A 24,471-nucleotide genomic window follows, 5' to 3' on the forward strand; every position below is an offset into this window, starting at 1 on the left:
GCTCAGTGCGATGCGCCCGGCAGCAGCCGGCTCGGGTTCATCAGTCCGTGCGGGTCCAGCGCGTGCTTGATCTTTTGCATCAGCGCCATTTCTACGGCGGATTTGTAGTGCGCGTTCTTGTCGACCTTCAACTGGCCAATGCCGTGCTCGGCCGAGATCGAGCCGCGCACGCGGTGCACGGCCTCGTACACCAGCGCGCTGATGGCCGCACCGCTGGCCGCCACGAACGCCGGCTGCGGCACGCCGTACGGCGCGCTGACGTTGTAATGCAGGTTGCCGTCACCCAGATGGCCAAAGGCCAGTACGCGAGCGCCGGGATTGGCGGCCAGGATGGCGGCGCTGGTGTGCGCAATGAATTCGCCAATCGCAGAGATCGGCACCGAGATGTCGTGCTTGAGGTTGTCGCCCTCCAGCGACTGGGCCTCCGGCAGGTGATGGCGGATCCGCCACAGCCCATCGGACTGCGCTAGCGAGGCCGCAATGGCAGCGTCAGCCACGATGCCAGCCTCGAAGGCCTCCTCCAGCAGCTCCCCGAAGGCCTGCGTGGCGTGCGCCTCGCTATGCGGGTCGCTGCTCTCCAGCAATACATACCAGGGATGCGCCTGCTCGAAGGGCGCGCGGCAGTCCGGGAAATGCCGCGCCACCAGTGCCACGCACACGCCGCTCATCAACTCGAACGCCGTCAGCGTGGCGGCTAGCCGGCGCTGGGCCAGTTCCAGCAGGCGCAGTGCCGCATGCGGGTCGCTCACCGCAGCCAGCGCCGTCATGCGCGCCGCCGGACGCGGAAACAACTTGAGGGTGGCGGCGGTGATCACGCCCAACGTGCCCTCCGCGCCGATAAAGAGCTGCTTGAGGTCGTAGCCGGTGTTGTCCTTGCGCAGGCCGCGCAGGCCGTCCCAGATCTMGCCGTCGGGCGTCACCACTTCCAGCCCCAGGCACAGCTCGCGTGTATTGCCGTAGCGCAGCACCTGCACCCCGCCCGCGTTGCTGGCGAGATTGCCGCCGATGGTGCAACTGCCCTCCGCGCCGAGCGACAGCGGGTATAAGCGCCCTGCTTCCTGCGCCGCCTGCTGCACGGCGGCCAGGATGCAGCCCGCCTCTGCGGTGAGCGTGTTGTTGATCGGATCGATCTCGCGGATGCGGTTCAGCCGCGCGGTGGACAGCACCAGTGCACGGCCGCCGTCGTCCGGGATGGCGCCACCCACCATGCCCGTATTGCCACCCTGCGGCACCAGCGGCACCTGGCGCGCCGCGCACCAGCGCACGATGGCCGCCACATCGGCAGTGCTATCGGGCTGCGCCACCGCCAGGGCGCGGCCGGTCCAGCTGCGGCGCCAGTCGGTGAGAAACGGCGCAGTGTCATCGGCGGCGGTTAGCAAGCGGCCGGCAAACTGGCTGCGCAAATCGGCCAGCGTGGCATCGGTCATGGGATGTCTCCTGTCTTGTATCTTGTTTTTGTTTTTTGTTTTTTGTTTTTTTCTTTCAGTCCGCGATCCGCATCGCCGGGGTGATCTGGCGCGGGTCCGTGACCAGTTCCAGCACGGCGGGCTTGCCCGCGGCCTGCGCGCGCGCAAAGGCCGCGGCGAAATCTTCAGTCTGCGTCACGCGCTCCGCCCAGGCACCGCACGACTGCGCCATCGCCACAAAATCCGGGCTCGGGATGTCCGTGCCGCTGACGCGCCCGGGATAGCGCTTTTCCTGGTGCATGCGGATGGTGCCGTACATGCCGTTGTTGACCACCACCACGATCAGGTTGGCGCCGTACTGCGCGGCCGTGGCCACTTCCTGCGGGTACATCAGGAAGCAGCCGTCGCCGGCGAAGCACACCACGGTGCGCTGCGGGTCGCGCAGCTTGGCGGCGACCGCCGCGGGCAGGCCGTAGCCCATGGCGCCGCAGGTGGGGGCCAGCTCGGTGCGCGGCTGGCGATAGGCGTAATAGCGATGCAGCCAGACCGTGTAGTTGCCGGCGCCGTTGGTCAGCACGGCATCGTCGGGCAGGACGCGGTCCAGGTGCGCGATCACCGCGCCCATGTCCACGCCGGTGAGCTGCGGGTGCGGCTTGGCCGGGGCCACGAAGGCGCCATGCGCGGCGCGCGCGGCGCTGGTCCAATCGCACCAGCGCACCGCCGCCGGCGGGGTGAGCGCGGCCAGCATGGCGGCGCCGGGCTCGATGCCCGCATGGATGGCCAGTTCGGGCTGGTAGACGCGGCCCAGTTCGGCACTGTCGGCGTGCAGGTGGAACAGGCGCTGGCGTGGCCGCGGGGCCTCCAGCAAGGTGTAGCCGTCGGTCGCGATATCGCCCAGCCGCGTGCCGAAGGCCAGGATCACATCGGCCGTGCGCACGCGCTCGGCCAGCGCCGGGCTCACGCCCAGGCTGAGGTGCCCGATGTAGTGCGGATCGCGGTTGTCGAATACGTCCTGGCGGCGGAAGACACAGGCCACCGGCAGGTTCCAGCGCTGCACGAAGGCCGCAAAATCGGCCGCCGCCCGCGCGCTCCAGTTGGCGCCGCCGGCAATCACCAGCGGGCGCTCGGCCCCGGCCAGCGCGGCGGCGAGCGCATCGGCATCGGCCGCGCGCGGTGCCGCCGCCACCGGGCGATAGCGGCCGGTATCGGCCACCTCGCACAGGCCGTCCAGCACGTCTTCAGGCAGGGAAATCACCACCGGGCCCGGCCGGCCCGACGTCGCGCACTGGAACGCGCGCGCCACCAACTCAGGGATACGAGCCGGATCCTCGATCTCGACCACCCACTTGGCGATGGCGCTGAACATGGCGCCGTAGTCGACCTCCTGGAAGGCCTCCCGGCCCTTGTGGCCGCGGGCGATCTGCCCAACGAAGAGCAGCATCGGCGTGGAATCCTGCGCGGCGATATGCACGCCGATGCTGGCGTGCGTGGCGCCCGGGCCGCGCGTGACAAAGCAGATGCCCGGCCGGCCTGTGAGCTTGCCGTCGGCCTCGGCCATGTTGGCCGCGGCGCCTTCATGCTTGCAGACGATCAGGTCGATGGCGGGCTGGTCGTGCAGTGCGTCGAGGACATCCAGGAAGCTCTCACCCGGCACGCAGAAGATACGCTCGGCGCCGTGGATGCGCAGCGCGTCCACCAGGACCCGGCCGCCGGAGCGCGCCGTCGGATTGGTGGAGGAGGAAGTGGAAGGCACGGTAGCTGCAACGGGTTGGCTGGTCATGGCAGAAAGGAAATGGTGCAGTGCAATCGGGCCGGAGCCGGAATGGGAGCGATCCGGAACCTCCGGGAATGTAGCGATTGTTACGTCGCGAACGCTTTGTGCGCCTGGCTTCAGGCGCATTTCTGTTATGCGTAAAACGCAAGGCTACTACCACGGCACGCGTGTAGCCTGTTGCCAGGCGATCCCACCCTGCCACACGCACCGCTTGCCAGAGCATAGCGGCCGCGTCACGCAGCGCAAAGGACGATGGCCCAGACAAAAATACAATGGAGACCAAGACATGCTTCTGCACCTTCTGCAGCTTCTGCACCTTCGGCCCTTGCGGGCCAGCCAGCCGGCCCTCCAGTCCCGTCCCACTTCCCTGCCCGCTTTCCAGCCCGCCATCCGCGCCGTTCGCCAACCTCGCCTCGCCTTTGGGCTGCTCGCCTGCGCCCTGGCCGCCGTTGGCGCGCTGCCGGCCCAGGCGCAAGACGCCTGGCCAACCAAGCCGGTCAACTACGTGGTGCCCTTTGCCGCGGGCGGCACCACGGACGTGCTCGGCCGCCTGATTGGCCAGCGCCTGTCGCAGATGATCGGCCAGCCGGTGGTGGTGGAGAACCGCGCCGGCGCGGGCGGCAATATCGGCTCCGACTATGTGGCCAAGGCCGCGCCGGACGGTTACACCCTGGTCGGCGGCACCATCAGCTCGCACGCGATCAATGTGAGCCTGTACCCGAAGATGCCTTACGACCCGATCAAGAACTTCCAGCCCGTGGCCCTGATCGGCACCCTGCCCAACCTGCTGGTGGTCAACGCCAACAGCCCGTGGAAGACCGTGCAGGACGTGATCGCCGCCGCCAAGGCCAAGCCCGGCGCGGTCTCCTTTGGCTCGGCCGGCAACGGCACCTCGCAGCACCTGGCCGGCGAGCTGTTCTCCAGCATGGCGGGCGTCAAGCTGCTCCACGTGCCGTTCAAGGGCAGCAGCCCGGCTGTGCAAGCCTTGCTGGGCAACCAGGTTGATGTCTTGTTCGAGAACAGTGTGGCCGCCATGCCGATGATCCAGTCCGGCAAGTTCCGCGCGCTGGCCACCACGGCCGCCAAGCGCGCCCGCGAACTGCCGGAGGTGCCGACCGTGGCCGAGGCCGGCGGCCCGAAACTGCAAGGCTACGAGATCGTTTCCTGGCAAGCCGTGTTTGCCCCTGCCGGCACGCCTGCACCCATCGTCAACCGCCTTGCCGCGGACATCGGCAAGATCATCCAGGAGCCCGACATGCGTGCCCGGCTGGCCTCGCTGGGGATCGAGCCGTCCGGCGCCGGCCCGGCCGAACTGGGCGCGTTCCAGAAGAGCGAGGTGGCCAAGTGGGCGCAACTGATCAAGAGCGCCAACATCCGGCCGGAATGACGCCAGTGCATGGCTCGCATGGCTTGCCGGGTACCCAAGCCGGGCCCGGCGGCTTATCATGGGGGCCGCCATGTTCGACCGATTTCACCTCCGATCTCCCCTCATCTTTCGAACCCCAAGCTCATGAGTGAACACCGCATCCCGACTCCCGCCCTCCATCAATGGGTGGTCGATCTCTGGCTCGCCGCCGGCTCCGATGCCCGCGAGGCCCGCCTGACCGCCGACCACCTGGTCGGCGCCAACCTGTCAGGCCACGACTCCCACGGGGTCGGCATGATCCCGAAGTACGTGATGTCCTGGCAAGGCGAGCAGCTTCAACTGAACCAGCGCGTGAGCTTGGTGCACGAAGCTGGCGGCATCCTCAGCCTGGACGGCAATCGCGGCATGGGCCAGGCGGTGACCGAGGAAGCCATGGGCCTGGCCATCGCGCGCGCGCGCGAGCACGGCGTATGCGTGCTGGGGCTACGCAGCTCGCACCATCTTGGCCGGGTAGGCCACTGGGCCGAGCAAGCCACCGCTGCCGGCATGATCTCCATCCACTTCGTCAATGTGCTATCCAAGCCGATCGTGGCCCCGCATGGCGGCTACGAGGCGCGCTATGGCACCAACCCGTTTACCATCGGTGTGCCGGTGGCCGGCGGCGAGCCGCTGGTGATGGACTTCGCCACCAGCGCGATCGCGCTGGGCAAGGTGCGCGTGGCCAACAACAAGGGCGTGGCGGTGCCCCCGGGCTGCCTGCTCGACACCGAAGGCCATCCCACCGACGACCCGGCGGTGATGTTCCCGCCCGCCGGCGAAGCACAGGGCGCGCTGCGCCCCTTTGGCGAGCACAAGGGCTACGTGCTGGCGGTGATGTGCGAGCTGCTAGGCGCGGCAGTCACCGGTGGCCACACCATCCGCCCGGAGACCCTGACCCACGAGCACGCGGTCTGGAACAATATGCTGGCCATCGTGTTCGACCCCGAGCGCCTGGGCAGCAGCACCACCTTTGGCCATGAAGTGCAGGCCTTCGTCGACTGGCTGCGCTCGTCGCACCTGCAGCCCGGCACGGAGGCCATCCAGCTGCCCGGCGAGCCGGAACGCGCCTGGCGCCGCGCCCGCGCCGAATTCATGCCGGTGGACAGCGGCACGCTGGCCCAGCTTGACGACGCCGCGGCGCGCGTGCAGGCAGCGCGCCGCAAGTCGCCGGGCCCGCTGTCGCGGCTGGCGGTGGACTGATCCCCCGCCCCCGGCAACCCACCGAAACCTCCAGGCCTAGCCACCATGCCCCACCTCATCATTGAAATTACCGAGAACACCCGCCTCACCTGCTCGCAGGAAGAACTGCTGGACGAGGCCAATGCCGCGCTGCTGGCTTCCGGCGAGTTCGCCGAGCCGGACATCAAGTCGCGCTGCATCACGCTGACCTCCTTCCGCCAGGGCACCGAAGCGCGCGAGCGCGCCTTCGTCCATGCGCGCCTGCACATCCTGGACGGCCGCGACCTGACCGTACGCCAGGCACTGAGTCAAGCGATCTGCGAAGTCATTGCCGACGCTGTGCGCCCGGCCAACGCGGAAGACAGCGTGCAGGTCAGCGTGGAAGTAGTGGAGATGGAACGCGCCAGCTTCACCAAGCAGATCGTCAGCGGCTCGCACTGACCCGCCAGACAAGCAAGCCATCTGGCATCGGCGATGGCCCCGCAGCCAGTCAGAGGCTGAATGCGGGGCCACACCGCCCCGGCAGATCGGGGGCGCCGGCTGAGCCATTCGCCTCCCAGACTGAAAACAGGAACACCGTCGTCATGTCCTCCCTCCCGAATTCAACCTTGCCCTCGCCCCTGCCCAACCGCTTTCGTGCCGACGTGCTGGCGCACAAGCGCGTGATCGGGTGCTGGTGCTCGCTGGGCAACGCCACCACCACCGAGATCCTCGGCCTGGCCGGCTTCGACTGGCTGCTGCTCGATGGCGAGCATTCGCCCAACGACGTGCTGACCTTCATCCCGCAGCTGATGGCGCTGCAGGGCAGCGTGAGCGCGCYGGTAGTGCGCCCGCCCGCCAACGATCCGGTGCTGATAAAGCGCCTGCTGGACATCGGCTTCTATAATTTCCTGATTCCCTTCGTGGAGAGCGCGGAGCAGGCCGGGCGCGCGGTGAGCGCCACCCGTTACCCGCCAGCGGGCATGCGCGGCGTGTCGTCGGTCCAGCGCAGCAACCGCTACGGCACGGTGCCGGAGTACTTCAGCCAGATCAATGACAATATCTGCGTGCTGGTGCAGATCGAAAGCCAGAAAGGCGTGGACGCGGCCGACGAGATCTGCGCGGTCGACGGGGTCGACGGCATCTTTATCGGCCCGAACGACCTCGCGGCCGCCTACGGCCACCTCGGCAACCCCAACCATCCCGAAGTGCAGGCGCAGGTGGCGCGCATCTTCGAGGCCGCCAGGCGCGCCGGCAAGGCCGTGGGCACGCTGACACCGGTGGAAGCCGACGCGCGCCGCTACCTGGACATGGGTGCGAGCTTCGTGGCGGTGGGCCTGGACCAGAATCTCTTTCGTACCGCGACGCAGGCGCTGCGCGATCGCTTCGCCAGCTAAGCGTTGCGATGAACTCCGAGGATCTGGCCTGCTTCGTCTGCGTCGCCAACACGCAGAGCATCTCGCGCGCCGCGCTCGAAATGGGCGCGGACCAGTCCACCGTAAGCCGGCAGATCGCCCGGCTGGAAGCCGCGCTGGACACCCGCCTGTTCCACCGCAGCGGGCGCGGCGTGGTGCTGACCGAAGCCGGCCAGACGTTGATCGTCTATGCGCGGCAGGTAGCGGCCACGCTGGCCGAAGCCCGCGAAGCCATCCGGGCTTCGTCGGCGCAAGGCCCGGCGCAACTGGTGATCGCGGCGCAGCCCACCATCGCCAACACCGCATTCGCCAGCATCGGCACCGCGCTCAAGCAACGCTTTCCGGCGACCAAGGTGCGCTTTGTCGAAGGACTGGCCAGCCCCGTGCTTGCCTGGCTGGCGGCTGGCGAGATCGACGTAGCCCTGCTTTACCTGCCCGAGCAGCAAGGGGCGCTGAAGGTCGACATCCTGCTGGAAGAAGACCTGACCCTGGTCACGCCGACATCCTGGAGCCACCTCGGCCCGACCTTTCCCGTGCGCCGCCTTGGCGAAGTGCCGCTGATCCTGCCCAGCACGGGACACGGCCTGCGCGTGCTGGCCGAATCGCTCGCCGCTCGCGCGGGCACCAGTCTGCAGCTGGCGCTGGAATGCGACGCGTCCAATACCGTCTCGATGCGCCTGGTGGAAGACGGCTGCGGCGCCACCCTGCTGCCGTTTGCCGCAGTCGCGGATCGGGTCGCGCAAGGCCGGCTGCATTCAGCCCGGCTGGTGGATCCGGTCGTGACGCGGCAGGTGGCGCTTGCCACCGCGCGTAACCGCACGCCGGTGCCGGAATTGTGGGACATCATGCAAACGGTGCGGCAGTCTGTGCGCAATATTGTGATGTCGGGGGCGTGGCCGGGGGCGCGGTTGATTTGACACCTCGGATTCCGTCAGATGCCGTCAGATTCCGACTGCCTGTTGCCGCCTTGAAGGTTTTGCAACCGCCGTCTAGGCTCGATGCCTGAAGCCAACGCTTGGGAGAACGCCTATGCACGCCGACCAACTCCGCAGCCTCCAGGCCCCGCTCAAGGAAAAGTACCGAGAACACCCCGAGGCTGCCCTGATCACCTTGCGTGCATCGAGCCGCCTGGGCGAGGGGGTTACGTGCAACGTCGAAACCGGCAAGGCGATGGTCGAAGCCGGCCTGCATCCTGCCACCGGCGGCACCGGCCTGAGCGCCTGCTCCGGCGACATGCTGCTGGAAGCCTTGGCCGCCTGCGCTGGCGTCACGCTGAATGCGGTGGCTACCGCGCTGGGCATCGCGCTGCGCGATGCGCGCGTGCTGGTGGAAGGCGACCTCGATTTTCGCGGCACGCTTGGCGTGAGCAAGGACGCCGCCGTGGGCTTCCAGGCGATCCGGATGCGGTTTGAACTGGATACCGACGCGCGGGCCGACCAGCTCGAATCGCTGCTGCGGCTGACCGAGCGCTATTGCGTGGTGTACCAGACGCTCCGCGGCGGTACGAAGATCGACGTTACCCATGCCGCCGGCACGCAGCCGGCGGCATAGCCTGCCGGGAAGCGCTCAGGGCTTGATGTTCTGGTTGTAGCGGAACAGGTTGTTGGGGTCGTACCGCCGCTTGACCTCGACCAGCCGGGCATGGTTCGGCCCATACGCGGCGCCGATGCGATCGCCCTCCTCCTGTGTCAGGAAATTGACGTATACCGAGCCAAGCGCGTACGGCGCCGCGGCCTGGAACACCTCGCGCGACCAGGCGATGCAGGCGGCGTCGTCAGCCGGCTCGGTCCAGCGTCCGTGTACGTTCATCACGTAGTTGGCATCGCGATTGGGGTAAGCCATGGCGTCTGCCGCGACCCGATTGGTCTGGCCGCCCATGGCACCGATGAAGATCTCGGTGTGCGGTGATGGCAGCTTGTTGACGTAATCCATCAACAACGTGAGCAGGCCATCGTCCAGCTTGGCGAAGTTGTGCGATTTCCAGTAGTTGCGTGCCCCCGGCGTGAGCAGAGGATCGAACGCCTGCTGCCAGGCAGCAAATGGCATGGGTCCGACATGCTCGCCGTAGGGCGTGCCGAGATGGCGCAATGGCTCGACCAGTTGCGGCCCGTTGGCTGCCGGCCCGATGTAGCAGATGGCCAGCGCCACGATGGGCTTGCCATGTGTCTGCGGCGGCAGGAACGGCAGCGGCGGCGCGAGCCGCATCACGGCCCACACGGTCAGCTCATCGGGCATGCCGTCGAAGCGCTCGCGCAGGGCTTGCAACACGGTCACGCCCTGCTCCAGCGGATAGACGATCAGGCCACCATAGATTTCCGGGCCAACTGGCCGCAGGGCGAACTCGAACATGGTGACCACGCCGAAGTTGCCGCCGCCGCCGCGAATGGCCCAGAACAGGTCGGGATGCTCGGTGGCGCTAGCGTGCACCAGCTTGCCATCGGCTGTCACCACCTGGGCGCTGACCAGGTTATCCACGGTGGTGCCGTATTTGCGGCTGATCCAGCCAAAGCCGCCGCCCAGGGTGAGTCCGGCCACGCCGGTGGTGGAGTTGATGCCAAGTGGCGTGGCAAGGCCGAAGGCCTGCGCCTCGTGGTCGAAATCGCCCAGCGTAGCCCCGGGCTCCACATAGGCGCGCAGCGCGGTGGGATCGATCCGCACCGATTTCATGCCCGACAGGTCCAGCGTGATGCCGCCATCGCAAAGGGCCAGGCCGCCGATGTTGTGGCCGCCGGCGCGTACAGACAACGGCACGCCATTGTCCCGCGCGAACGCGACAGTATCGATGACATCGGCCGCGCCGGCGCTTTTGACGATCAGCGCGGGACGGCGGTCGATCATGGCGTTCCAGATTTGCCGCGCCTGCTCATAACCCGGCTCGCCAGGTTGCAGCACCTGGCCTCTCAGTTTCGACTTCAACCCATTGACCAGCTCACTCGACAAATCGGCCATGATGCACCTCGCGACGGAATCCCTGATAGGGGTTCGGCCGCGGCACTGGCCACGCGTCACGAAGCTAGGCTTGATCCGTGCTTGACCCGTCTCCGGCGTCATGTCGGGGAGAGGATGGCATGGCGAACTGAAGGGGGGGGAAGGCAGCCGGCGTGGTAGCCAGGAGAAGGGCCGAATCCTTCCTCATTTAAGGTTGGCCCCCGGCGAATGTAAAGCGGCAGGGACACGGGTCCCTGCCGCTTATCGCCCCATCGTTGTTTTTTTTCGGCCGCGTTGGCCGCGCTATTGGGTCACGTCACCGGCGCCGGGTTGAACAGCACCAGCGAATTATGCAGCTTATGGTGCTCGGCCCAGGTCTTCTTGCGCCCGCTCGCCACATCCAGCATCAACCGGAACAACTCCCAGCCCACATCCTCGATGGTGGCCTCGCCGGTGGCGATGCGGCCCGCATTCACGTCCATCAGGTCGTGCCAGCGGCGAGCCAGATCGCTGCGCGTTGCCACCTTGATCACCGGCACTTCGGCCAGGCCGTACGGCGTGCCGCGGCCGGTGGTGAACACGTGCAGGTTCATGCCGGCAGCCAGCTGCAGGGTGCCGCAGATAAAGTCGCTGGCAGGCGTGGCCGCGTAGATCAGGCCCTTTTGCTTGAGCTTCTCGCCGGGGGAGAGCACGCCGGTGATGGCCGTGCTGCCCGACTTGACGATCGAGCCCATGGCCTTCTCGACGATATTGGACAAGCCGCCCTTCTTGTTGCCGGGCGTGGTGTTGGCGCTGCGGTCAACGCGGCCCTTTTCCAGGTAGCGGTCGTACCAGTCCATCTCGCGGATCATGGCCTGCGCCACTTCCGGCGTGGCGGCGCGCGCGGTGAGCTGGTCGATGCCATCGCGCACTTCAGTGACTTCCGAGAACATCACGGTGGCGCCCGCGCGCACCAGCAGGTCGGTGGCAAACCCCACGGCGGGATTGGCGGTCACACCCGAAAATGCATCGCTGCCGCCGCATTGCACGCCCACCACCAGCTCCGAAGCCGGGCAGGTTTCGCGGCGGCGCTGGTCCAGCTTGGCCAGGTGGGTACGCGCCATTGCCATGATGGAATCGATCATGCTCTCGAAGCCGACGTGCTCGTCGTCCTGCAGGCACACCACGCCAACATCCAGGCCGCCGGGCAGGCTGCCGGCCGGCAGCAGGCGCTCCGGCTGCAGCTTCTCGCAACCCAGGCTCACCATCATGGCGGTGCCGCCGAAATTCGGGTTCAGCGCGATATTGCGCAGCGTGCGGATCGGCACGATGGCGTCCGGCGCATCGATGGCCACGCCGCAGCCGTAGGTGTGCTCCAGCCCCACCACGTCGTCCACATTGGGATACTGCGGCAACAGCTCGGCCTTGATGCGCCGCACCGCGTGCGCAACAACGCCCGACACGCACTGCACGGTGGTGGTGATGGCGAGGATGTTGCGGGTGCCGACCGAGCCGTCCGGATTACGAAAGCCCTCGAAGCTATAGCCTTCCAGCGGCGGCAGCGGTTCCGCCACGCGCGTGCCGACCGGCAGGTTGTCCAGCCCGGGCGCGACCGGCATCTCGATCACGCGCTCGTTGATCCAGCTGCCCTTGGGCAAGTCGCGCATCGCGTAGCCGATCACCACGTTGTAGCGCACCACAGCATCGCCAGCCGCCAGGTCCACCAGCGCCACCTTGTGGCCCTGGGGCACCCGCTCGCGCAGCGTCAGGCCGCAGGGAAATACCGTGCCCTCGGGCAGGCCGTCATCGTTGGCGACGATCGCCACGTTATCCAGCTCGTGGATGCGGATGTACAGCGCAGTGCCCTGCACCTGCGCGGCCGCCTGCGAACCGCCTGGCTGCTCTACTTTGATATCGATCACCGACATGTCTTTTTTTTTCCTTGCGAAACACTTGGCCGCTGCGCCGGGGCGGCACCTGCGCCGCAGGCGCCACGGAATTCAGGGATTTCAGGGATGCTTGAGCTCGACGCGCTTGATTTCCTTGACGATCACCAGGTAGCTGATCACCGTCACCAGCGCGTTGGCGCCGACAAAGACCAGCGCGCCATTGAAGGAACCGGTGGTGCCAAGGATATATCCGATCACGATCGGCGTGACGATGCCCGCGATATTTCCGAACATGTTAAAGATGCTGCCGGCCAGGCCAATCACTTCCTTCGGTGCGGTATCCGCCACCACGGCCCAGCCCAGCGCGCCGATGCCCTTGCCGAAGAAGGCCAGTGCCATGAAGCCCACCACCAGCCATTCGCTATCCACGTAGTTGCACGCAATCATGCTGACCGACAGCAGCATGCCAGCGACGATCGGCACCTTGCGGGCCACCGTCAGCGAATAGCCGCGGCGCAGGAACCCATCGGAAATCACGCCGCCCAGCACACCGCCCAGGAACCCGCAGATCGCCGGCAGCGATGCGACAAATCCCGCCTTCAGGATCGACATGCCACGAGCCTGTACCAGGTACACCGGAAACCACGTCAGGAAGAAGTATGTCAGCACGTTGATGCAATACTGGCCCAGGTACACGCCCAGCAGCATCCGGTTGGAGAGCAGCTGGCGCACATAGAACCAGCGCGTGCCGGGGGCTTCCTTGTCCTTCTTGCCAGCGTCCCCGCTCATCTCGATCAGGCCGCCGCCCTGCTTGATGTAGTCAAGCTCGGCGCGATTCACGCCCGGATGGGTCGTCGGGCTACGCACCACCTTGAGCCAGAGGCCGGCCAGCACCATGCCCAGCGCGCCCATCCACAGATAGACGTGGTGCCAGCCCAGCGCGTGGGTCAGCCAGGCCATCAGGGGCGTAAATAGCACCGCGGCAAAATACTGCGCGGAATTGAAAATGGCCGAGGCCGTGCCGCGCTCGGCCGTGGGAAACCAGCTGGCCACGACCTTGGCATTGGCCGGGAACGCCGGTGACTCGGCCAGGCCCACGACAAAACGCAGCACGAACAGCGTGGTCACGGCCGCGCCGACCGTGGCGAATACGCCGATAAAGCCCTGCAGCAGGGTAAAGAGCGACCACAGGAAAATGCTGCAGGCATAGATGCGGCGCGCGCCAAAGCGGTCCAGCAGCCAGCCGCCCGGGATCTGCGCCATCACATAGGCCCAGCTGAAGGCCGAGAAGATAAAGCCCATCTGCACGGCATCGAAGCCGAACTCCGAGCGCATCGCCGGGCCGGTGATGGAAAGCGTGGCGCGGTCGGCATAGTTCACCGTTGTCACCACGAAGATCATCAGCAGGATCCAGTAACGGACATGGCTGCGACGGGTGGCCTCGCCGGCCACGCTGATGGTATTGCTGAGATTCATGCTGTCTCCTGCACGAGCCGGATTGGAGATGGAAGGCCGCCTTACGTCGTACGGCTCGCAGCCATCTCGCATGCTTGGCCGGCTACGTGATATGTCATCGTATAACATGGATTATAAGCATCCGGTTTCGTCGACAACATTGCGTGTTTACCCTAGCTCCAGCGCGACGGCTTTGGCGAGGTGCATTAGCCGTTGCAGCGGCGCTGTTGGTCCAGGCGCTCCGACTGGAAGAAGCCGCGCCCGAAGCTTTCGGGCAGCTTTCAAGGCGGATTCACGAGATTCTGCCATACGCGTTCCATTCGGTGGCCGAACAGCTTCAACGCTTTAACCCTCCTGCCCTGTCTCTTCATATTGACGAATGCTGRCAAAGCCAAAGGTCGAAGCCCTTTCCCGAAACAAAAGTACTTGCGCGTTCAAACCTCTACTTGTACGATGACGTATCTCAAAAAATGCGCAGACGAAAGTCATGCACAAGAGCCACTGAACCAACACCGCCCTTGCGGGTATCAGGACCAGCCATCATGACCACACCACAAGAACTCAAGCAGATCGTCTCGGAAGGCCTGCTTTCCTTCCCCGTGACCGACTTCGACGCGCAAGGCAACTTCCGCCCCGAGACCTATGTAGAACGCCTGGAATGGCTGGCCCCCTACGGCGCTACCGCCCTGTTCGCCGCCGGTGGCACCGGTGAGTTCTTCTCGCTGACGCCGGACGACTACTCCAACGTGATCCGCACCGCCGTGGAAACCTGCGCGGGCAAGGTGCCGATCCTGGCCGGCGCCGGCGGCCCGACCCGCATGGCCATCGCCTACGCCAAGGAAGCCCAGCGCCTGGGCGCCAAGGGCATCCTGCTGCTGCCGCACTACCTGACCGAAGCCTGCCAGGACGGCATTGCCAACCATATCGAAGAAGTCTGCAAGTCGGTGCACATCGGCGTGATCGTGTACAACCGCGGCAATTCCCGCATCAACGCGGACATGCTCGAGCGCCTGGCCGACCGCTGCCCCAACCTGATCGGCTTCAAGGACGGCGTGGGCGAGATCGAGGGCATGGTCCGCATCCGCCGCAAGCTGGGCGACCGCCTGTCCTACCTGGGTGGCCTGCCCACCGCGGAAGTCTATGCCGCCGCCTACAAGGCGCTGGGCGTGCCGGTGTACTCGTCGGCCGTGTTCAACTTCATCCCCAAGACGGCGATGGACTTCTACCGCGCGATTGCCGCTGACGACCACGCCACCACCAACCGCCTGATCGACGAGTTCTTCCTGCCGTACCTGGACATCCGCAACCGCCGCGCAGGCTACGCGGTGAGCATCGTCAAGGCCGGCGCCAAGCTGGTCGGGMATGACGCCGGTCCGGTCCGCGCGCCGCTGACGGATCTGGACGAGCAGGAACTGGCGATGCTGGATGCGCTGATCAAGAAGCTGGGGCCGCAGTAAGGGGAACGGATAGTCGATCGTCGCGCCGGCGCGCACAAGCGCGGGCGCGGGCGCGGGGCGAGCGTGCACGCTCGCCCCGCGCATTCGGGCCGGATACTTTGGCCAGTTCTCCGTTGGTGAGCCCGCCGAGCCCGTGCAGCCCGGAAAACGCGACACCTTGCACAACTTCGGGGTTGAAATGGAATTCGGCACCTTTCCACAGCCGCACGCCGAGATCCAGCGTTGCCGTCCACGAGTAGCTCTTGTCCCGCCCGGCGCCGAGGCTGTTGTCGCCCGACTAGGGCGCGTTGAATGCCGGCTTCGTGCCAGACGTCTTCGGCGGCAACCGGCGCGCGGTGGAATCGCTCCAGGTACAAACGGACGCCCAGCCGTTCCAGCTCGAGGCAGCCTATATCACGCTTGCATCCAACGTGGTCGCCGCCGCGATCCAGGAGGCGTCAGTGCGGGACCAGATCGCCGCCGTCAAACGCATCATCAGCGCCAATACCCGCTCCCTCGAGATCATGCGGGGCAGTTCAAGTACGGTTCTGCCGCAGGTCTCGAGGTGGCAGCAAGACTTCGGTCGAGCTCACACGCAAACAGCAGGAACTGGGTTACGTCAACTATCTGGCCCTGCTGACCGCGGAACAGGCATATCAGCAGACGGCGATTGCCCTGGTACAAGCGCAGGCCACGCGTTTTGGCGATACGGCTGGTTTGTTCCAGGCGCTGGGAGGCGGATGGTGGAACAGGCCGGCCGACGTAGCCGAAGCCGAAGCCGAAACGAAGTCCTCCAACTAACGGCGTGCACTGAACACCGCGGAGACACAACGCCAGGACGCTCCGCCGGAAACCCCGGCACCGAGCAAGCGGCAGCGATGGCGTGCGAGTAGCAGCCATGCTGCAAAGCCAATGCAAGCTGCATACGGCAAGCCATCGCCCGCCACGCTGCCCTCGCTGCCATGCGCGAGGTGCGACGTATGACGGTCTGGATCACAGCGGGCTGCCACAGTTTCATCCGCCCCAGTTCCCCGCCTGGCTCTCCAGCCGCGCCCGGATGAAGTCCATCAGCGTGCGGGTGGCCAGCGTGGGAAACCGGTTCGGCGCGGTCAGCATGTAAATGCTGTCGCCCACGCCTTCGGGCTCGTACTCGGGCAGCACCTCCACCACTTCGCCGCGCCCGATCTGTTGCCACACGGCATAGCGCGGCAGCAAGGCCACGCCGAGCCCCACCATCATCGACTCGAACAGGAAGGGATAGTCGCCGGACTGGATGCGCGGAGCGACCCGCAGGATCAGCGGCGTGCCGCCCAGCATCAGCCTGAGATCGAAGCGCCGGCCCAGCGACGCCGGCGCGATCAGGTCGCAGTGGGCAAGATCCTCCGCGCGGCTGACCGGCCCGTGCGCCGCCAGGAACGCGGGCGATGCGCACAGGCACCAGCCTACCGCGCAAATCTTGCGCGCCACGTGATCCTCCGGCGGCAGTGAGGTGATTTTCAATGCCACATCCACCTCGGCGGAGATCAGGTCGCCGATATAGTCATTGATCAGCACGCGCAGGGAGATGGCCGGATATTGCCGGGCGAACTCCAGCAATACCTGCGCCAGGTAGAGATGCCCGAGCCCTGTGGGCAGGCGGATCCGCACATCGCCGCGCACGGTCTGGCCCAGGCTGTCGATGGAGGTRCCCGCCGCCTGCAGCTCATCCAGCATGCGCACGCCGTGCGCATACAGCAGCCGCCCGGCCTCGGTCAGTTCCACATGGCGGGTGGTGCKCCGCATCAGTTGCGCGCCCATATGCAGCTCCAGCGCCTTGAGCCGGCGAGACACATTGGAGCGGGTCATGCCGCCGCGCGCGGCCGCCGCCGTTAGCGTCTTGGATTCCACCAGCAAGACAAAGAGGCGGATCAGGTTCAGGTCGAAGCCAGGGCTATTGTCAATCATCAGTCAACACGGATGGCACAGATCAGCGGATTGTCACGGCCAGGAGTACGCCCTAGCATAAGCCATTCGACGCCACCTTACGACTCTCCGATCCTGCCGATGGCTCTGCCTGCCCCCCCATCCACGCTCGCTCCGTATCCCACCCACGCCCCCACCCCCGCATCCGTACCGGACGCAGGCCTGCCCTTCGCCGGCCTGCGCATCCTGGATATCAGCCAGGGCATTGCGGGCCCGTACTGCGCGCATATCCTCTGGCAGCAAGGCGCCGACGTCATCAAGGTCGATCCGCCCGCCGGCGACTGGGGCCGGCATGTTGGCGTGGTGCGTGGCGAGCACAGTGCCCTGTCGATCGCATACAACGCCGGCAAGCGCGGCGTCTGCATCGATGCCGCCACCGACGCCGGCAAGGCATTGTTGTTCGACCTCGCGCTGCGGGCGGATATCGTGGTGCAGAACTTCCGGYCGCAGGTTGCCGAGCGTCTTGGCGTTGGCTATGCCGCGCTGTCCACGCGCAACCCGGCGCTGGTCTATGTGTCCATCAGCGGCTACGGCGCGGACGGCCCCTATGCCGACTACCCAGCCTCGGACTCCGTGATGCAGGCTGACAGCGGCCTCATGCACACCAACCGCATGGCGGACGGCTCGCCGCGGCGCATCGGCATGCTGCTGGCGGACGCGGCCACCGGCCTGTACGCGGCGCAGGCCGCCGCCGCCGCCTTGTGCAGGCGCTTTCGCAGCGGCGCCGGCGCGCATGTCGAACTCAGCCTGTTTGACGCCTGCGTGGCGCTGCAGGCCAACAACATCCTTGAGTACGCCATCCAGGGCGCTGTGGCCGCTGGACCGGTGAGCGCGCCAAACGGAGTCTTTGCCACCAGCGATGGCAGCCTCACCTTGCTGGCGCTCAACAACGCGCAATTCGGCAGGCTCTGCCGCGCGCTGGATCGCCCTGGCTGGGCGCAAGATGCGCGCTTTACGGACAACGCCAGCCGCATGGCGAACGCGGCCTGGCTGCAGGACGCCGTGGCGGCGGTGCTTGCCAGCAAATGCACGGCACACTGGCTCAGCATCCTGCAAGCGCACGACATCCTTCATGCGCCGGTGCGCAACTACCAGCAAGTGCTCGACCACCCGCTAGCGGCGCCGCAGGAAACCTTCCAGACGGTCGAGCAGCCTGGGCTGGGTGCCCTGCCATTCGCCGGCATTCCCGCCAAGGGCATGCGGCGGGCAGCCACCGCCGCGCCGCGTGTCGGAGAACACACTGAAGCCGTGCTGCGTGAGTACGGTGTCACCCCGGACAAGCTCGCGCAGTTGCTGGAGACCGGCGTGGTCAGACAGGCCAGCCCCCTGGCGGGCAACACCACCACGGGAGCCACGGCATGATGCGGGCCATGCTCTGCKAGCATTTCGGCAAGGCGCAAGACGTCCGCCTTGCAAGCATCCCGCGCCCGGCACTGCCGGATCCGCATGCCGTCACGCTGGCGGTGGAGTACGCAAGCGTAAGCCACGCTACAGGCCTGATGGTGGCGGGCCGCTATCAGACCAAGCCGCCGTTGCCGTTCGTGCCCGGCACCGAGGCGGTCGGCCGGGTGGTGGCTTGCGGCGCAGCCGTAACCCGCTTGCGCACTGGCGACCGCGTGGCTGCCATAGCCGACTGGGGCTGCTTTGCCGAAGAAGTCACGCTGCCGGAATACACCGTCTACCCCATTCCCGATACGCTCGACGCGCTGCAGGCCCTGCCGATCCCGCTCTCCTACGGCACCGCTTACTGCGGCCTGGTGTGGCGCTGCGCCGTGCAGCCCGGCGACACCGTGCTGGTGCTTGGCGCCGGCGCCGGCGTGGGCCTGGCCGCCGTGGAAATCGCCCACCAGTTGGGCGCGCAGGTGATTGCCTGCGCCAGTACCGAATCGAAACGCGCACAGGCCCTGCAGCGCGGTGCCCGACATGCGCTCGCGCCGGAAGACCTGGCCGCCGCCGTCAAGCGCGTGAGCGGGGGGCGTGGTGCCGATGTGGTGGTGGACCCGGTAGGCGGCGACCTGTTCGACCAGGCGCTGCGCGCGGCGGCCGCCAACGCGCGGATTCTCAGCGTCGGCTTTGCCAGCGGCCGTATCCCGCAAGCGCCGCTGAACCTGCTGCTGGTCAAGAACCTGACGCTGCATGGATTCTTCGTAGGCCGCTACATCGGCTGGACGCCCGCCAACGAGCGGGCACAGCATGCCCACGCATTGCAGGCCGTCATGAAGACATTGTGCGGTTGGGCCAGCGAAGGAAAGATCCGACCGACCGTGTCGAAGGTGTATCCGATGACCGGGCTGGCCGAGGCGCTGGACGCGCTGGAAGCCAGGCAGGTCATCGGCAAAGTCGCGATAAAAATCAAGGAGACAAACTCACCATGCCAAGCCGATTCAGGGTCCTGAACACGCAACACCGTACACAGCACACCAAGCATTGCCGATCCGCATTGCGCCTTGCCCTGCTGGCAACGCTGGCAACCGCCGCCCTTGCCGCCCTAGGCACGCCGCCCGCCCGTGCCGCCGATGAATTTCCGCAGCGCCCGATCCGCATGGTGCTGCCCTACCCGCCGGGCGGCCCCACGGACCTGCTGGCGCGCGTGGTGGCCGTCAAGATGGGCGACACGCTTAGCCAGACGGTGGTGATCGACAACAAGCCTGGCGCCAGCGGCATGATCGGCGCGGAAATGGTCGCCAAGGCCGCGCCCGATGGCTACACCATCCTGGCCAATGCCTCGCTGCATGTGATCAACCCGAGCATCTATCCCAAGATGCGCTACGACGCCTTCYGCGATTTTGTGCCCGTCACGCAACTTGCCGATGTGCCGCTGGTGCTGGTGGTCAACAACGATTCGCCGGTCAAGACCGTGCAGGACCTGATCGCGTACGCCAAGGCCAAGGGCGGCAGCATCAACTTTGGCTCGGCCGGCAATGCGTCGGCCCAGCAACTGGCGGGCGAATCGTTCAAGTTCGCCGCCAATGTCTCGATGCAGCACGTGCCATACAAGGGCAGTTCGCCCGCGCTGACCGACCTGATGGGCGGCCAGATCCAGTTGATGTTCGATTCCATGCCATCGGCCATGCCATTCATCAAGGCTGGCAAGCTGCGCGCCGTGGCCGTCACCACGCTCAGGCGCGCGCGTGCCCTGCCGGACGTGCCCACGGTGGCGGAGTCCGGCTTGCCAGGTTTCAATATCAGCACCTGGTACGGCTTATGGGCGCCGCGCGGCACGCCGGCCCCGATCGTGGAGAAACTGGCGGCCCACGCCGCGCAAGCACTGCGCCAGCCCGATGTACAACGCCAGTACGCCGACATGGGCGCCGAACCGGTGGGTTCTTCCCCCGCGGAGTTCGCGCGCTACACTGCGGCAGAGGGCAAAAAATGGGCCGAGGTCGTGCGCAAGTCGGGCGCCAAGGCGGATCAATAGCCGTCTATAGCCGTCAATAGCCATCGGTGGCCATCGGTGCGCTGCCGTGGCAAGCGGCAGCACCGATGGACAGATCCGCCCCCCTGGCGGGACAATTGCCACCCAGGTGTCCGCCCCCGCCCCATGAAAACCGTCCCGACCTACTCCCTCTATGGGGTCAACTCCAACGAGCCCCTGCTGGAACAGCTGCATTTCGAGTCGATCCCGGAGCGCAGCGGCATCAACGACTGGGAAATCAAGCCGCATCGCCACGAGCGCTTTTTCCAGATCCTCTACGTGCACCAGGGCGGCGGCCGCGCGCTGCTCGACGACCGCGAATACCCCTTGGGCTCGCGCACCGTGGTGACGGTGCCGCCGCGTTGCGTGCACGGCTTTCGGTTTACGCCGGACGTGGATGGCATCGTCATTACCATGACCGACCACTACCTGCGCACGTTGCTGGCTGGCGTGCCAGATGCGCTACCGCTGTTCGAGCGGCCCTACCATGACCCGTTTGGCGGCCCGGCCGGCGGCGAGCGCGATGACGCCACCGTGCTTGCCGGGGCGCTGGAACTGTTCCGTGCGGAGATGAACGCGGTATCGCTGTGGCGCGGTGCCGCCTTGTCGGCGCTGCTGTCCTTGTTGCTGGTGGGCATTGCGCGGCGCGCTTGCGGCGCGGGTGCAACCGGGGCGCAGCCGGMGGGCAGGACCGCGCGCCACTTCCAGCAGTTCCAGCAACTGGTGGAGGCGCGTTTTCGGAATCACCAGGATCTGGCCGGCTACGCCGACACGCTCGGTATCTCACCCACCCAGCTCAACCGGATCTGCCAGCAGCTTGCCGGCAGGAGCGCGCTGCAGCTGATCCATTCGCGCCTGATCGTGGAAGCGCAGCGCGACCTGCTTTATAGCGATCTCGACATCAAGCAGATTGCCTCGACGCTGGGCTTTGCGGATGCCGCGTATTTCGCGCGCTTCTTTGCGAAGCATGTCGGGCAGACGCCCAGCGCATTCCGGCAGCACGGGCGTGCCCGCCTGCCGGCGCCGCACGCCGCGCGCTAGCGCAGCGCTTTACAACGAGAAACTGTCGGAACGCGCCAGCGGCCAGTATTTCTCGTACAACTGGTAGCGGAAATTCCCGTTGATCAGGTCGCCCGGCGTGAGGAACTTGAGCAGCTCGGACATCAGCCGCACTTCGTTGGGCGAGATGCGCCGCACGATATGGTGCGGTTTGAGATCGCCAGGATGATTCAGGCCAGCTGCCTGCAGGATTTCCAGCAGCGCGTGCAGCGTCTGGCGGTGGAAGCTGGCTACGCGCTCCGCCTTGTCAGGCACCACGATGGCGCGCTGGCGCACCGGATCCTGCGTGGCCACRCCCACGGGGCAGCGGTCGGTATGACACTTCTGTGCCTGCACGCACCCGAGCGCAAACATGAAGCCGCGCGCCGAGTTGCACCAGTCGGCGCCGGTGGCCAGCGTGCGCGCCACGTCAAAGGCGGTGATGATCTTGCCACTCGCACCAACGCGGATCTTGTCGCGCAGGTTCACGCCCACCAGCGTGTTGTGCACCAGCAGCAGCCCTTCCTGCAGCGGCACGCCGATATGGTCGACGAACTCCAGCGGCGCTGCGCCGGTGCCGCCTTCGGCGCCATCCACCACGATGAAGTCCGGCAGGATGCCGGATTCCAGCATGGCCTTGACGATGCCGAAGAATTCCCAGGGGTGCCCGATGCATAGCTTGAAGCCGGTGGGCTTGCCGCCCGACAGCGTGCGCAGCCGGTCGACAAACTGCAGCAGGCCCAGCGGCGTGGAGAACTCGCTGTGCGTGGCCGGCGAGATGCAATCCTCGCCCATGCCGATGCCACGCGTGGCGGCAATCTCCGGCGTCACCTTGGCCGCCGGCAGCACGCCGCCGTGGCCCGGCTTGGCGCCTTGCGAGAGCTTGACCTCGATCATCTTGACCTGCGGCGAGCGCGCCTGCTCGGCGAACTTGTCGGGATCGAAGCCGCCGTCAGGGCGGCGGCAGCCGAAGTAGCCTGAGGCTACCTCCCAGATCAGGTCGCCGCCTTCCGCACGGTGATACGGCGAGATGGAGCCTTCGCCAGTATCGTGGATAAAGCCGCCGAGCTTGGCACCGCGGTTGAGCGAGCGGATCGCATTGCCGGACAACGCGCCAAAGCTCATGGCCGAGACGTTGAAGATCGACAGCGAGTAAGGCTGGGCACGGCCCTCGCCGACGGTAATGCGAAAGTCAGCGGAGGGGATGCGCGTTGGCGCAAGCGAATGGCTGATCCACTCGTGGCCCGCCAGGCGCACATCGATCTCGGTGCCGAAGGGCCGGCTGTCGACCTCGTTCTTGGCACGCTGGTAGACCAGGCTGCGCTGCTGGCGCGAGAACGGCATCTCATTGGTGTCGTCCTCGATGAAATACTGGCGGATCTCCGGGCGGATGAACTCGAAGAAGAAGCGCAGGTGGCCCCAGATCGGATAGTTGCGCAGGATGGAGTGGCGCGACTGGCCGATGTCATGCAAGCCAACCAGTAGCAGCGCAACGGGCACAGCCAGCCATGCCGGGGAAAGCCGGTGACCGGCGGCAAGTGCCGCAAGGACCAGCAAGGCGAGCGCGGTCAGCCAGACCGCGCCGTAACGACGAGAAAGCATGGGGACTCCCTAACTACTTTAGGCCGGCACCTGGCCGGCAACCCCGCGATTATCGCCGTTCCTTGTTACATCGGCTGATACCCGGTTGCAGCGCCCTGCCCAGCACGCACCTCCGGCGGCCGCTGCGGGGCTTCATCGGCCTGCACCGCGGCGACGATCTGCGCGAAGGCCGCATTGGATTCCGGCATTGGCAACAGCATCCACACGTGGAACATGCCCTCGTACTCGTAATAGCGCAGCGGCAAGCCCTGCTCCTGCGCAAGCGCGTGATAAGCGCGGCAGTCCGGCAGCAGGACGTCGTGGGTGCCGATGAAGAGTGTCACAGGAGGCAAGCCGCGCAGGCTGCCGTAGATGGGGCTGACCTGCGCAAGCGTGACGGGATCGCCGCCGGCATAGACCCGCCCGCACTCGATGCCGCCGAGCTTCGACAACATCGGGTCAAGTGGTTCGAGCGCATCGATGCCCGGGTTGCTGCCGGTGGCATCCAGGAACGGCGACAGCAAGACCAGGCGTCCAGGCAGCGCGCGTCCGGTATCCCGGGCCATTTGCGCCAGCGCAAGCGCCATGCCGCCGCCGGCGGAGTCGCCCATGACGGTCAGGCTGGCGGGCGGATTGCCACGGACCAACTGGTCGTAGAGCGGCAGCAGTCCTGCAAAGACTTCACGATGGGTATGCTCGGGCGCCAGCGGATAGATCGGCACGGTCACCGTCGCGCCAAGCGCGTCCACCAGCTTGCCAATGAAATCCCAGTGCTGGCTGACGATATCGAAGACGTAGCCGCCGCCATGGAGATAGAGTATTTGCCTGCCGCTGTCGTTGCCCCGCGGGCGCACGGTGTAGACCTCGACGCCGGCCACAGGTTCCATGCTCACCGCATGACGCGCCAGCAAGCGCGCCGTGGGATTCGCGCGGCCGATCTTGCGGCGGCGGCGAATTTCCTCATGCAGCGCCTGCGCGCTGGAAAAACGCTGTTTGCGCCGGACCAGGCGCAAGGCAAGCCGCCACAGGCGGCACTGGATGCTAGGCATGACGATCTCCCGGAATGGTGCGCCCTTCATTGGCGGCCGGCTGAGGAACTGCGGAAACTACCAAAACAGCGGGAATGCGGGAAAGCTGGAACGACGGCGGGAACTACGCGCGAACTACGTGCACGGCCGCACGTTCGCCGGATACAAAAAAGGAGCCGGCTAGCGGCTCCTTTTCAAGCTGGAAACAGGGCCCCTATCAGGCGGCAGCTGCGTCCTTCAGCTTCTTCAGCGGGCGTACCTTGACCTTGACGCTAGCCGGCTTGGCCGGGAACCAACGCTCTTCACCGGAGAACGGGTCCTTGCCGAAGCGCTTCTTCTTGGCCGGTACTTGCTGAGCCGTGACCTTCATCAGGCCGGGCAGCGTGAATTCGCCGGCGCCCTTCTTGTGCAGCGCGCTGACGATGGTGTTTTCCAGATGGGCCAGCACCGTCTTCACGGCCTTGGCGTCCAGCTGGGTCTGTGCTACCAGGTGAGCGACCAGGCTCGACTTGTTGAAGGTGTCCTTCAGCGGGCGCGGGGTCACCGCGGCAGCCGGAGCAGCCTTCTTGGCCGGCGCGGCCTTCTTGGCAGCAGCCTTTACG

At 66.4% G+C, this 24,471-nt stretch carries 20 protein-coding genes and 1 pseudogene; 11 read left to right on the forward strand and 10 right to left on the reverse strand.

Annotated features, from left to right (window positions below; all coding sequences use genetic code 11):
- Positions 1–2 precede the first annotated feature (2 nt).
- Positions 3–1,427, reverse strand: a complete 1,425-nt coding sequence (locus tag AC1DS3_RS15885; protein WP_477127511.1) for an FAD-binding oxidoreductase — start codon at positions 1,425–1,427, stop codon at positions 3–5.
- Between the two features lie 55 nt (positions 1,428–1,482).
- Positions 1,483–3,186 (reverse strand): thiamine pyrophosphate-binding protein, encoded by a 1,704-nt coding sequence (locus AC1DS3_RS15890; protein WP_441638966.1) that lies wholly within the window; start codon positions 3,184–3,186, stop codon positions 1,483–1,485.
- Positions 3,187–3,466: 280 nt separating this feature from the next.
- On the opposite strand from AC1DS3_RS15890, the gene AC1DS3_RS15895 reads away from it, so the two are divergent.
- The 6 genes from AC1DS3_RS15895 (at position 3,467) to AC1DS3_RS15920 (ending at position 8,709) form a co-directional block, all read left to right on the forward strand.
- Positions 3,467–4,567: a Bug family tripartite tricarboxylate transporter substrate binding protein gene (locus tag AC1DS3_RS15895; protein ID WP_441638964.1), complete on the forward strand. Its 1,101-nt coding sequence runs from the start codon at positions 3,467–3,469 to the stop codon at positions 4,565–4,567.
- 123 nt (positions 4,568–4,690) lie between these two features.
- On the forward strand, positions 4,691–5,785 hold the full coding sequence (locus tag AC1DS3_RS15900; RefSeq protein ID WP_477109539.1) for a malate/lactate/ureidoglycolate dehydrogenase: 1,095 nt from the start codon (positions 4,691–4,693) through the stop codon (positions 5,783–5,785).
- Positions 5,786–5,830: 45 nt separating this feature from the next.
- Positions 5,831–6,205 (forward strand): 5-carboxymethyl-2-hydroxymuconate Delta-isomerase, encoded by a 375-nt coding sequence (locus AC1DS3_RS15905; protein WP_441638960.1) that lies wholly within the window; start codon positions 5,831–5,833, stop codon positions 6,203–6,205.
- Between the two features lie 143 nt (positions 6,206–6,348).
- Positions 6,349–7,140 carry a 2-dehydro-3-deoxyglucarate aldolase gene (garL, locus tag AC1DS3_RS15910; protein ID WP_477127512.1) on the forward strand — a complete coding sequence of 264 codons (792 nt, stop codon included), beginning with the start codon at positions 6,349–6,351 and terminating at the stop codon, positions 7,138–7,140.
- 8 nt (positions 7,141–7,148) lie between these two features.
- Complete coding sequence (locus tag AC1DS3_RS15915; protein ID WP_174427160.1) at positions 7,149–8,075, forward strand: LysR family transcriptional regulator; 927 nt, start codon at positions 7,149–7,151, stop codon at positions 8,073–8,075.
- Positions 8,076–8,187: 112 nt separating this feature from the next.
- A complete protein-coding gene (locus AC1DS3_RS15920; protein ID WP_441638955.1) occupies positions 8,188–8,709 on the forward strand; it encodes an OsmC family protein in 522 nt (173 codons plus the stop codon).
- A 15-nt stretch (positions 8,710–8,724) separates the two neighbouring features.
- Here the strand turns inward: AC1DS3_RS15920 and AC1DS3_RS15925 are convergent, their stop codons facing one another.
- The 3 genes from AC1DS3_RS15925 to AC1DS3_RS15935 form a co-directional block, all read right to left on the reverse strand.
- Positions 8,725–10,107, reverse strand: coding sequence for an FAD-binding oxidoreductase (locus AC1DS3_RS15925; protein ID WP_441638953.1), 1,383 nt, complete (start codon positions 10,105–10,107; stop codon positions 8,725–8,727).
- Between the two features lie 290 nt (positions 10,108–10,397).
- Positions 10,398–11,993: a galactarate dehydratase gene (gene garD, locus AC1DS3_RS15930; protein ID WP_441638951.1), complete on the reverse strand. Its 1,596-nt coding sequence runs from the start codon at positions 11,991–11,993 to the stop codon at positions 10,398–10,400.
- A gap of 81 nt (positions 11,994–12,074) precedes the next feature.
- Positions 12,075–13,430, reverse strand: a complete 1,356-nt coding sequence (locus tag AC1DS3_RS15935; RefSeq protein ID WP_441638949.1) for an MFS transporter — start codon at positions 13,428–13,430, stop codon at positions 12,075–12,077.
- Between the two features lie 521 nt (positions 13,431–13,951).
- Here AC1DS3_RS15935 and kdgD point away from each other — a divergent pair.
- Positions 13,952–14,866: a 5-dehydro-4-deoxyglucarate dehydratase gene (gene kdgD, locus AC1DS3_RS15940; RefSeq protein ID WP_477127513.1), complete on the forward strand. Its 915-nt coding sequence runs from the start codon at positions 13,952–13,954 to the stop codon at positions 14,864–14,866.
- A 58-nt stretch (positions 14,867–14,924) separates the two neighbouring features.
- On the opposite strand, the pseudogene AC1DS3_RS15945 reads toward kdgD, so the two are convergent.
- Together AC1DS3_RS15945 and AC1DS3_RS15950 are read right to left on the reverse strand one after the other, a co-directional pair.
- Positions 14,925–15,191, reverse strand: a pseudogene (locus AC1DS3_RS15945) (carbohydrate porin); the annotation flags it as partial.
- Positions 15,192–15,859: 668 nt separating this feature from the next.
- Positions 15,860–16,789 (reverse strand): LysR family transcriptional regulator, encoded by a 930-nt coding sequence (locus AC1DS3_RS15950; protein ID WP_477127514.1) that lies wholly within the window; start codon positions 16,787–16,789, stop codon positions 15,860–15,862.
- A 99-nt stretch (positions 16,790–16,888) separates the two neighbouring features.
- On the opposite strand from AC1DS3_RS15950, the gene AC1DS3_RS15955 reads away from it, so the two are divergent.
- The 4 genes from AC1DS3_RS15955 to AC1DS3_RS15970 all read left to right on the forward strand — a co-directional run bounded on the left by AC1DS3_RS15955 (position 16,889) and on the right by AC1DS3_RS15970 (position 21,263).
- Positions 16,889–18,169: a CaiB/BaiF CoA transferase family protein gene (locus AC1DS3_RS15955; protein ID WP_477127515.1), complete on the forward strand. Its 1,281-nt coding sequence runs from the start codon at positions 16,889–16,891 to the stop codon at positions 18,167–18,169.
- A complete protein-coding gene (locus tag AC1DS3_RS15960; RefSeq protein ID WP_477127516.1) occupies positions 18,166–19,203 on the forward strand; it encodes an NADPH:quinone oxidoreductase family protein in 1,038 nt (345 codons plus the stop codon). The genes AC1DS3_RS15955 and AC1DS3_RS15960 overlap by 4 nt, the downstream gene beginning before the upstream one ends.
- A complete protein-coding gene (locus tag AC1DS3_RS15965) occupies positions 19,179–20,225 on the forward strand; it encodes a tripartite tricarboxylate transporter substrate binding protein (RefSeq protein ID WP_477127517.1) in 1,047 nt (348 codons plus the stop codon). Before AC1DS3_RS15960 ends, AC1DS3_RS15965 begins: the two co-directional genes overlap by 25 nt.
- 123 nt (positions 20,226–20,348) lie before the next feature.
- Positions 20,349–21,263 (forward strand): helix-turn-helix domain-containing protein, encoded by a 915-nt coding sequence (locus tag AC1DS3_RS15970; protein WP_477127518.1) that lies wholly within the window; start codon positions 20,349–20,351, stop codon positions 21,261–21,263.
- 9 nt (positions 21,264–21,272) lie between these two features.
- On the opposite strand, the gene AC1DS3_RS15975 is transcribed toward AC1DS3_RS15970, so the two are convergent.
- From AC1DS3_RS15975 to AC1DS3_RS15985, 3 genes are all read right to left on the reverse strand, one after another.
- A complete protein-coding gene (locus AC1DS3_RS15975; RefSeq protein WP_441638938.1) occupies positions 21,273–22,862 on the reverse strand; it encodes an FMN-binding glutamate synthase family protein in 1,590 nt (529 codons plus the stop codon).
- 65 nt (positions 22,863–22,927) lie between these two features.
- Positions 22,928–23,890 (reverse strand): alpha/beta hydrolase, encoded by a 963-nt coding sequence (locus tag AC1DS3_RS15980; protein ID WP_441638936.1) that lies wholly within the window; start codon positions 23,888–23,890, stop codon positions 22,928–22,930.
- Between the two features lie 196 nt (positions 23,891–24,086).
- On the reverse strand, positions 24,087–24,471 hold a 385-nt coding region (locus tag AC1DS3_RS15985), incomplete at its 5' end, for an HU family DNA-binding protein (RefSeq protein WP_477127519.1).

The sequence above is a fragment of the Cupriavidus sp. 01L46 genome (assembly GCF_056399905.1).

What these genes read in the sequence shown, in the direction of transcription:
- AC1DS3_RS15890 (WP_441638966.1), bottom strand. Translation starts at nt 3,186, where the DNA reads ATGACCAGCCAACCCGTTGCAGCTACCGTGCCTTCCACTTCCTCCTCC.
- AC1DS3_RS15895 (WP_441638964.1), top strand. Translation starts at nt 3,467, where the DNA reads ATGCTTCTGCACCTTCTGCAGCTTCTGCACCTTCGGCCCTTGCGGGCC.
- AC1DS3_RS15900 (WP_477109539.1), top strand. Translation starts at nt 4,691, where the DNA reads ATGAGTGAACACCGCATCCCGACTCCCGCCCTCCATCAATGGGTGGTC.
- AC1DS3_RS15905 (WP_441638960.1), top strand. Translation starts at nt 5,831, where the DNA reads ATGCCCCACCTCATCATTGAAATTACCGAGAACACCCGCCTCACCTGC.
- AC1DS3_RS15915 (WP_174427160.1), top strand. Translation starts at nt 7,149, where the DNA reads ATGAACTCCGAGGATCTGGCCTGCTTCGTCTGCGTCGCCAACACGCAG.
- AC1DS3_RS15920 (WP_441638955.1), top strand. Translation starts at nt 8,188, where the DNA reads ATGCACGCCGACCAACTCCGCAGCCTCCAGGCCCCGCTCAAGGAAAAG.
- AC1DS3_RS15925 (WP_441638953.1), bottom strand. Translation starts at nt 10,107, where the DNA reads ATGGCCGATTTGTCGAGTGAGCTGGTCAATGGGTTGAAGTCGAAACTG.
- garD (WP_441638951.1), bottom strand. Translation starts at nt 11,993, where the DNA reads ATGTCGGTGATCGATATCAAAGTAGAGCAGCCAGGCGGTTCGCAGGCG.
- AC1DS3_RS15935 (WP_441638949.1), bottom strand. Translation starts at nt 13,430, where the DNA reads ATGAATCTCAGCAATACCATCAGCGTGGCCGGCGAGGCCACCCGTCGC.
- AC1DS3_RS15980 (WP_441638936.1), bottom strand. Translation starts at nt 23,890, where the DNA reads ATGCCTAGCATCCAGTGCCGCCTGTGGCGGCTTGCCTTGCGCCTGGTC.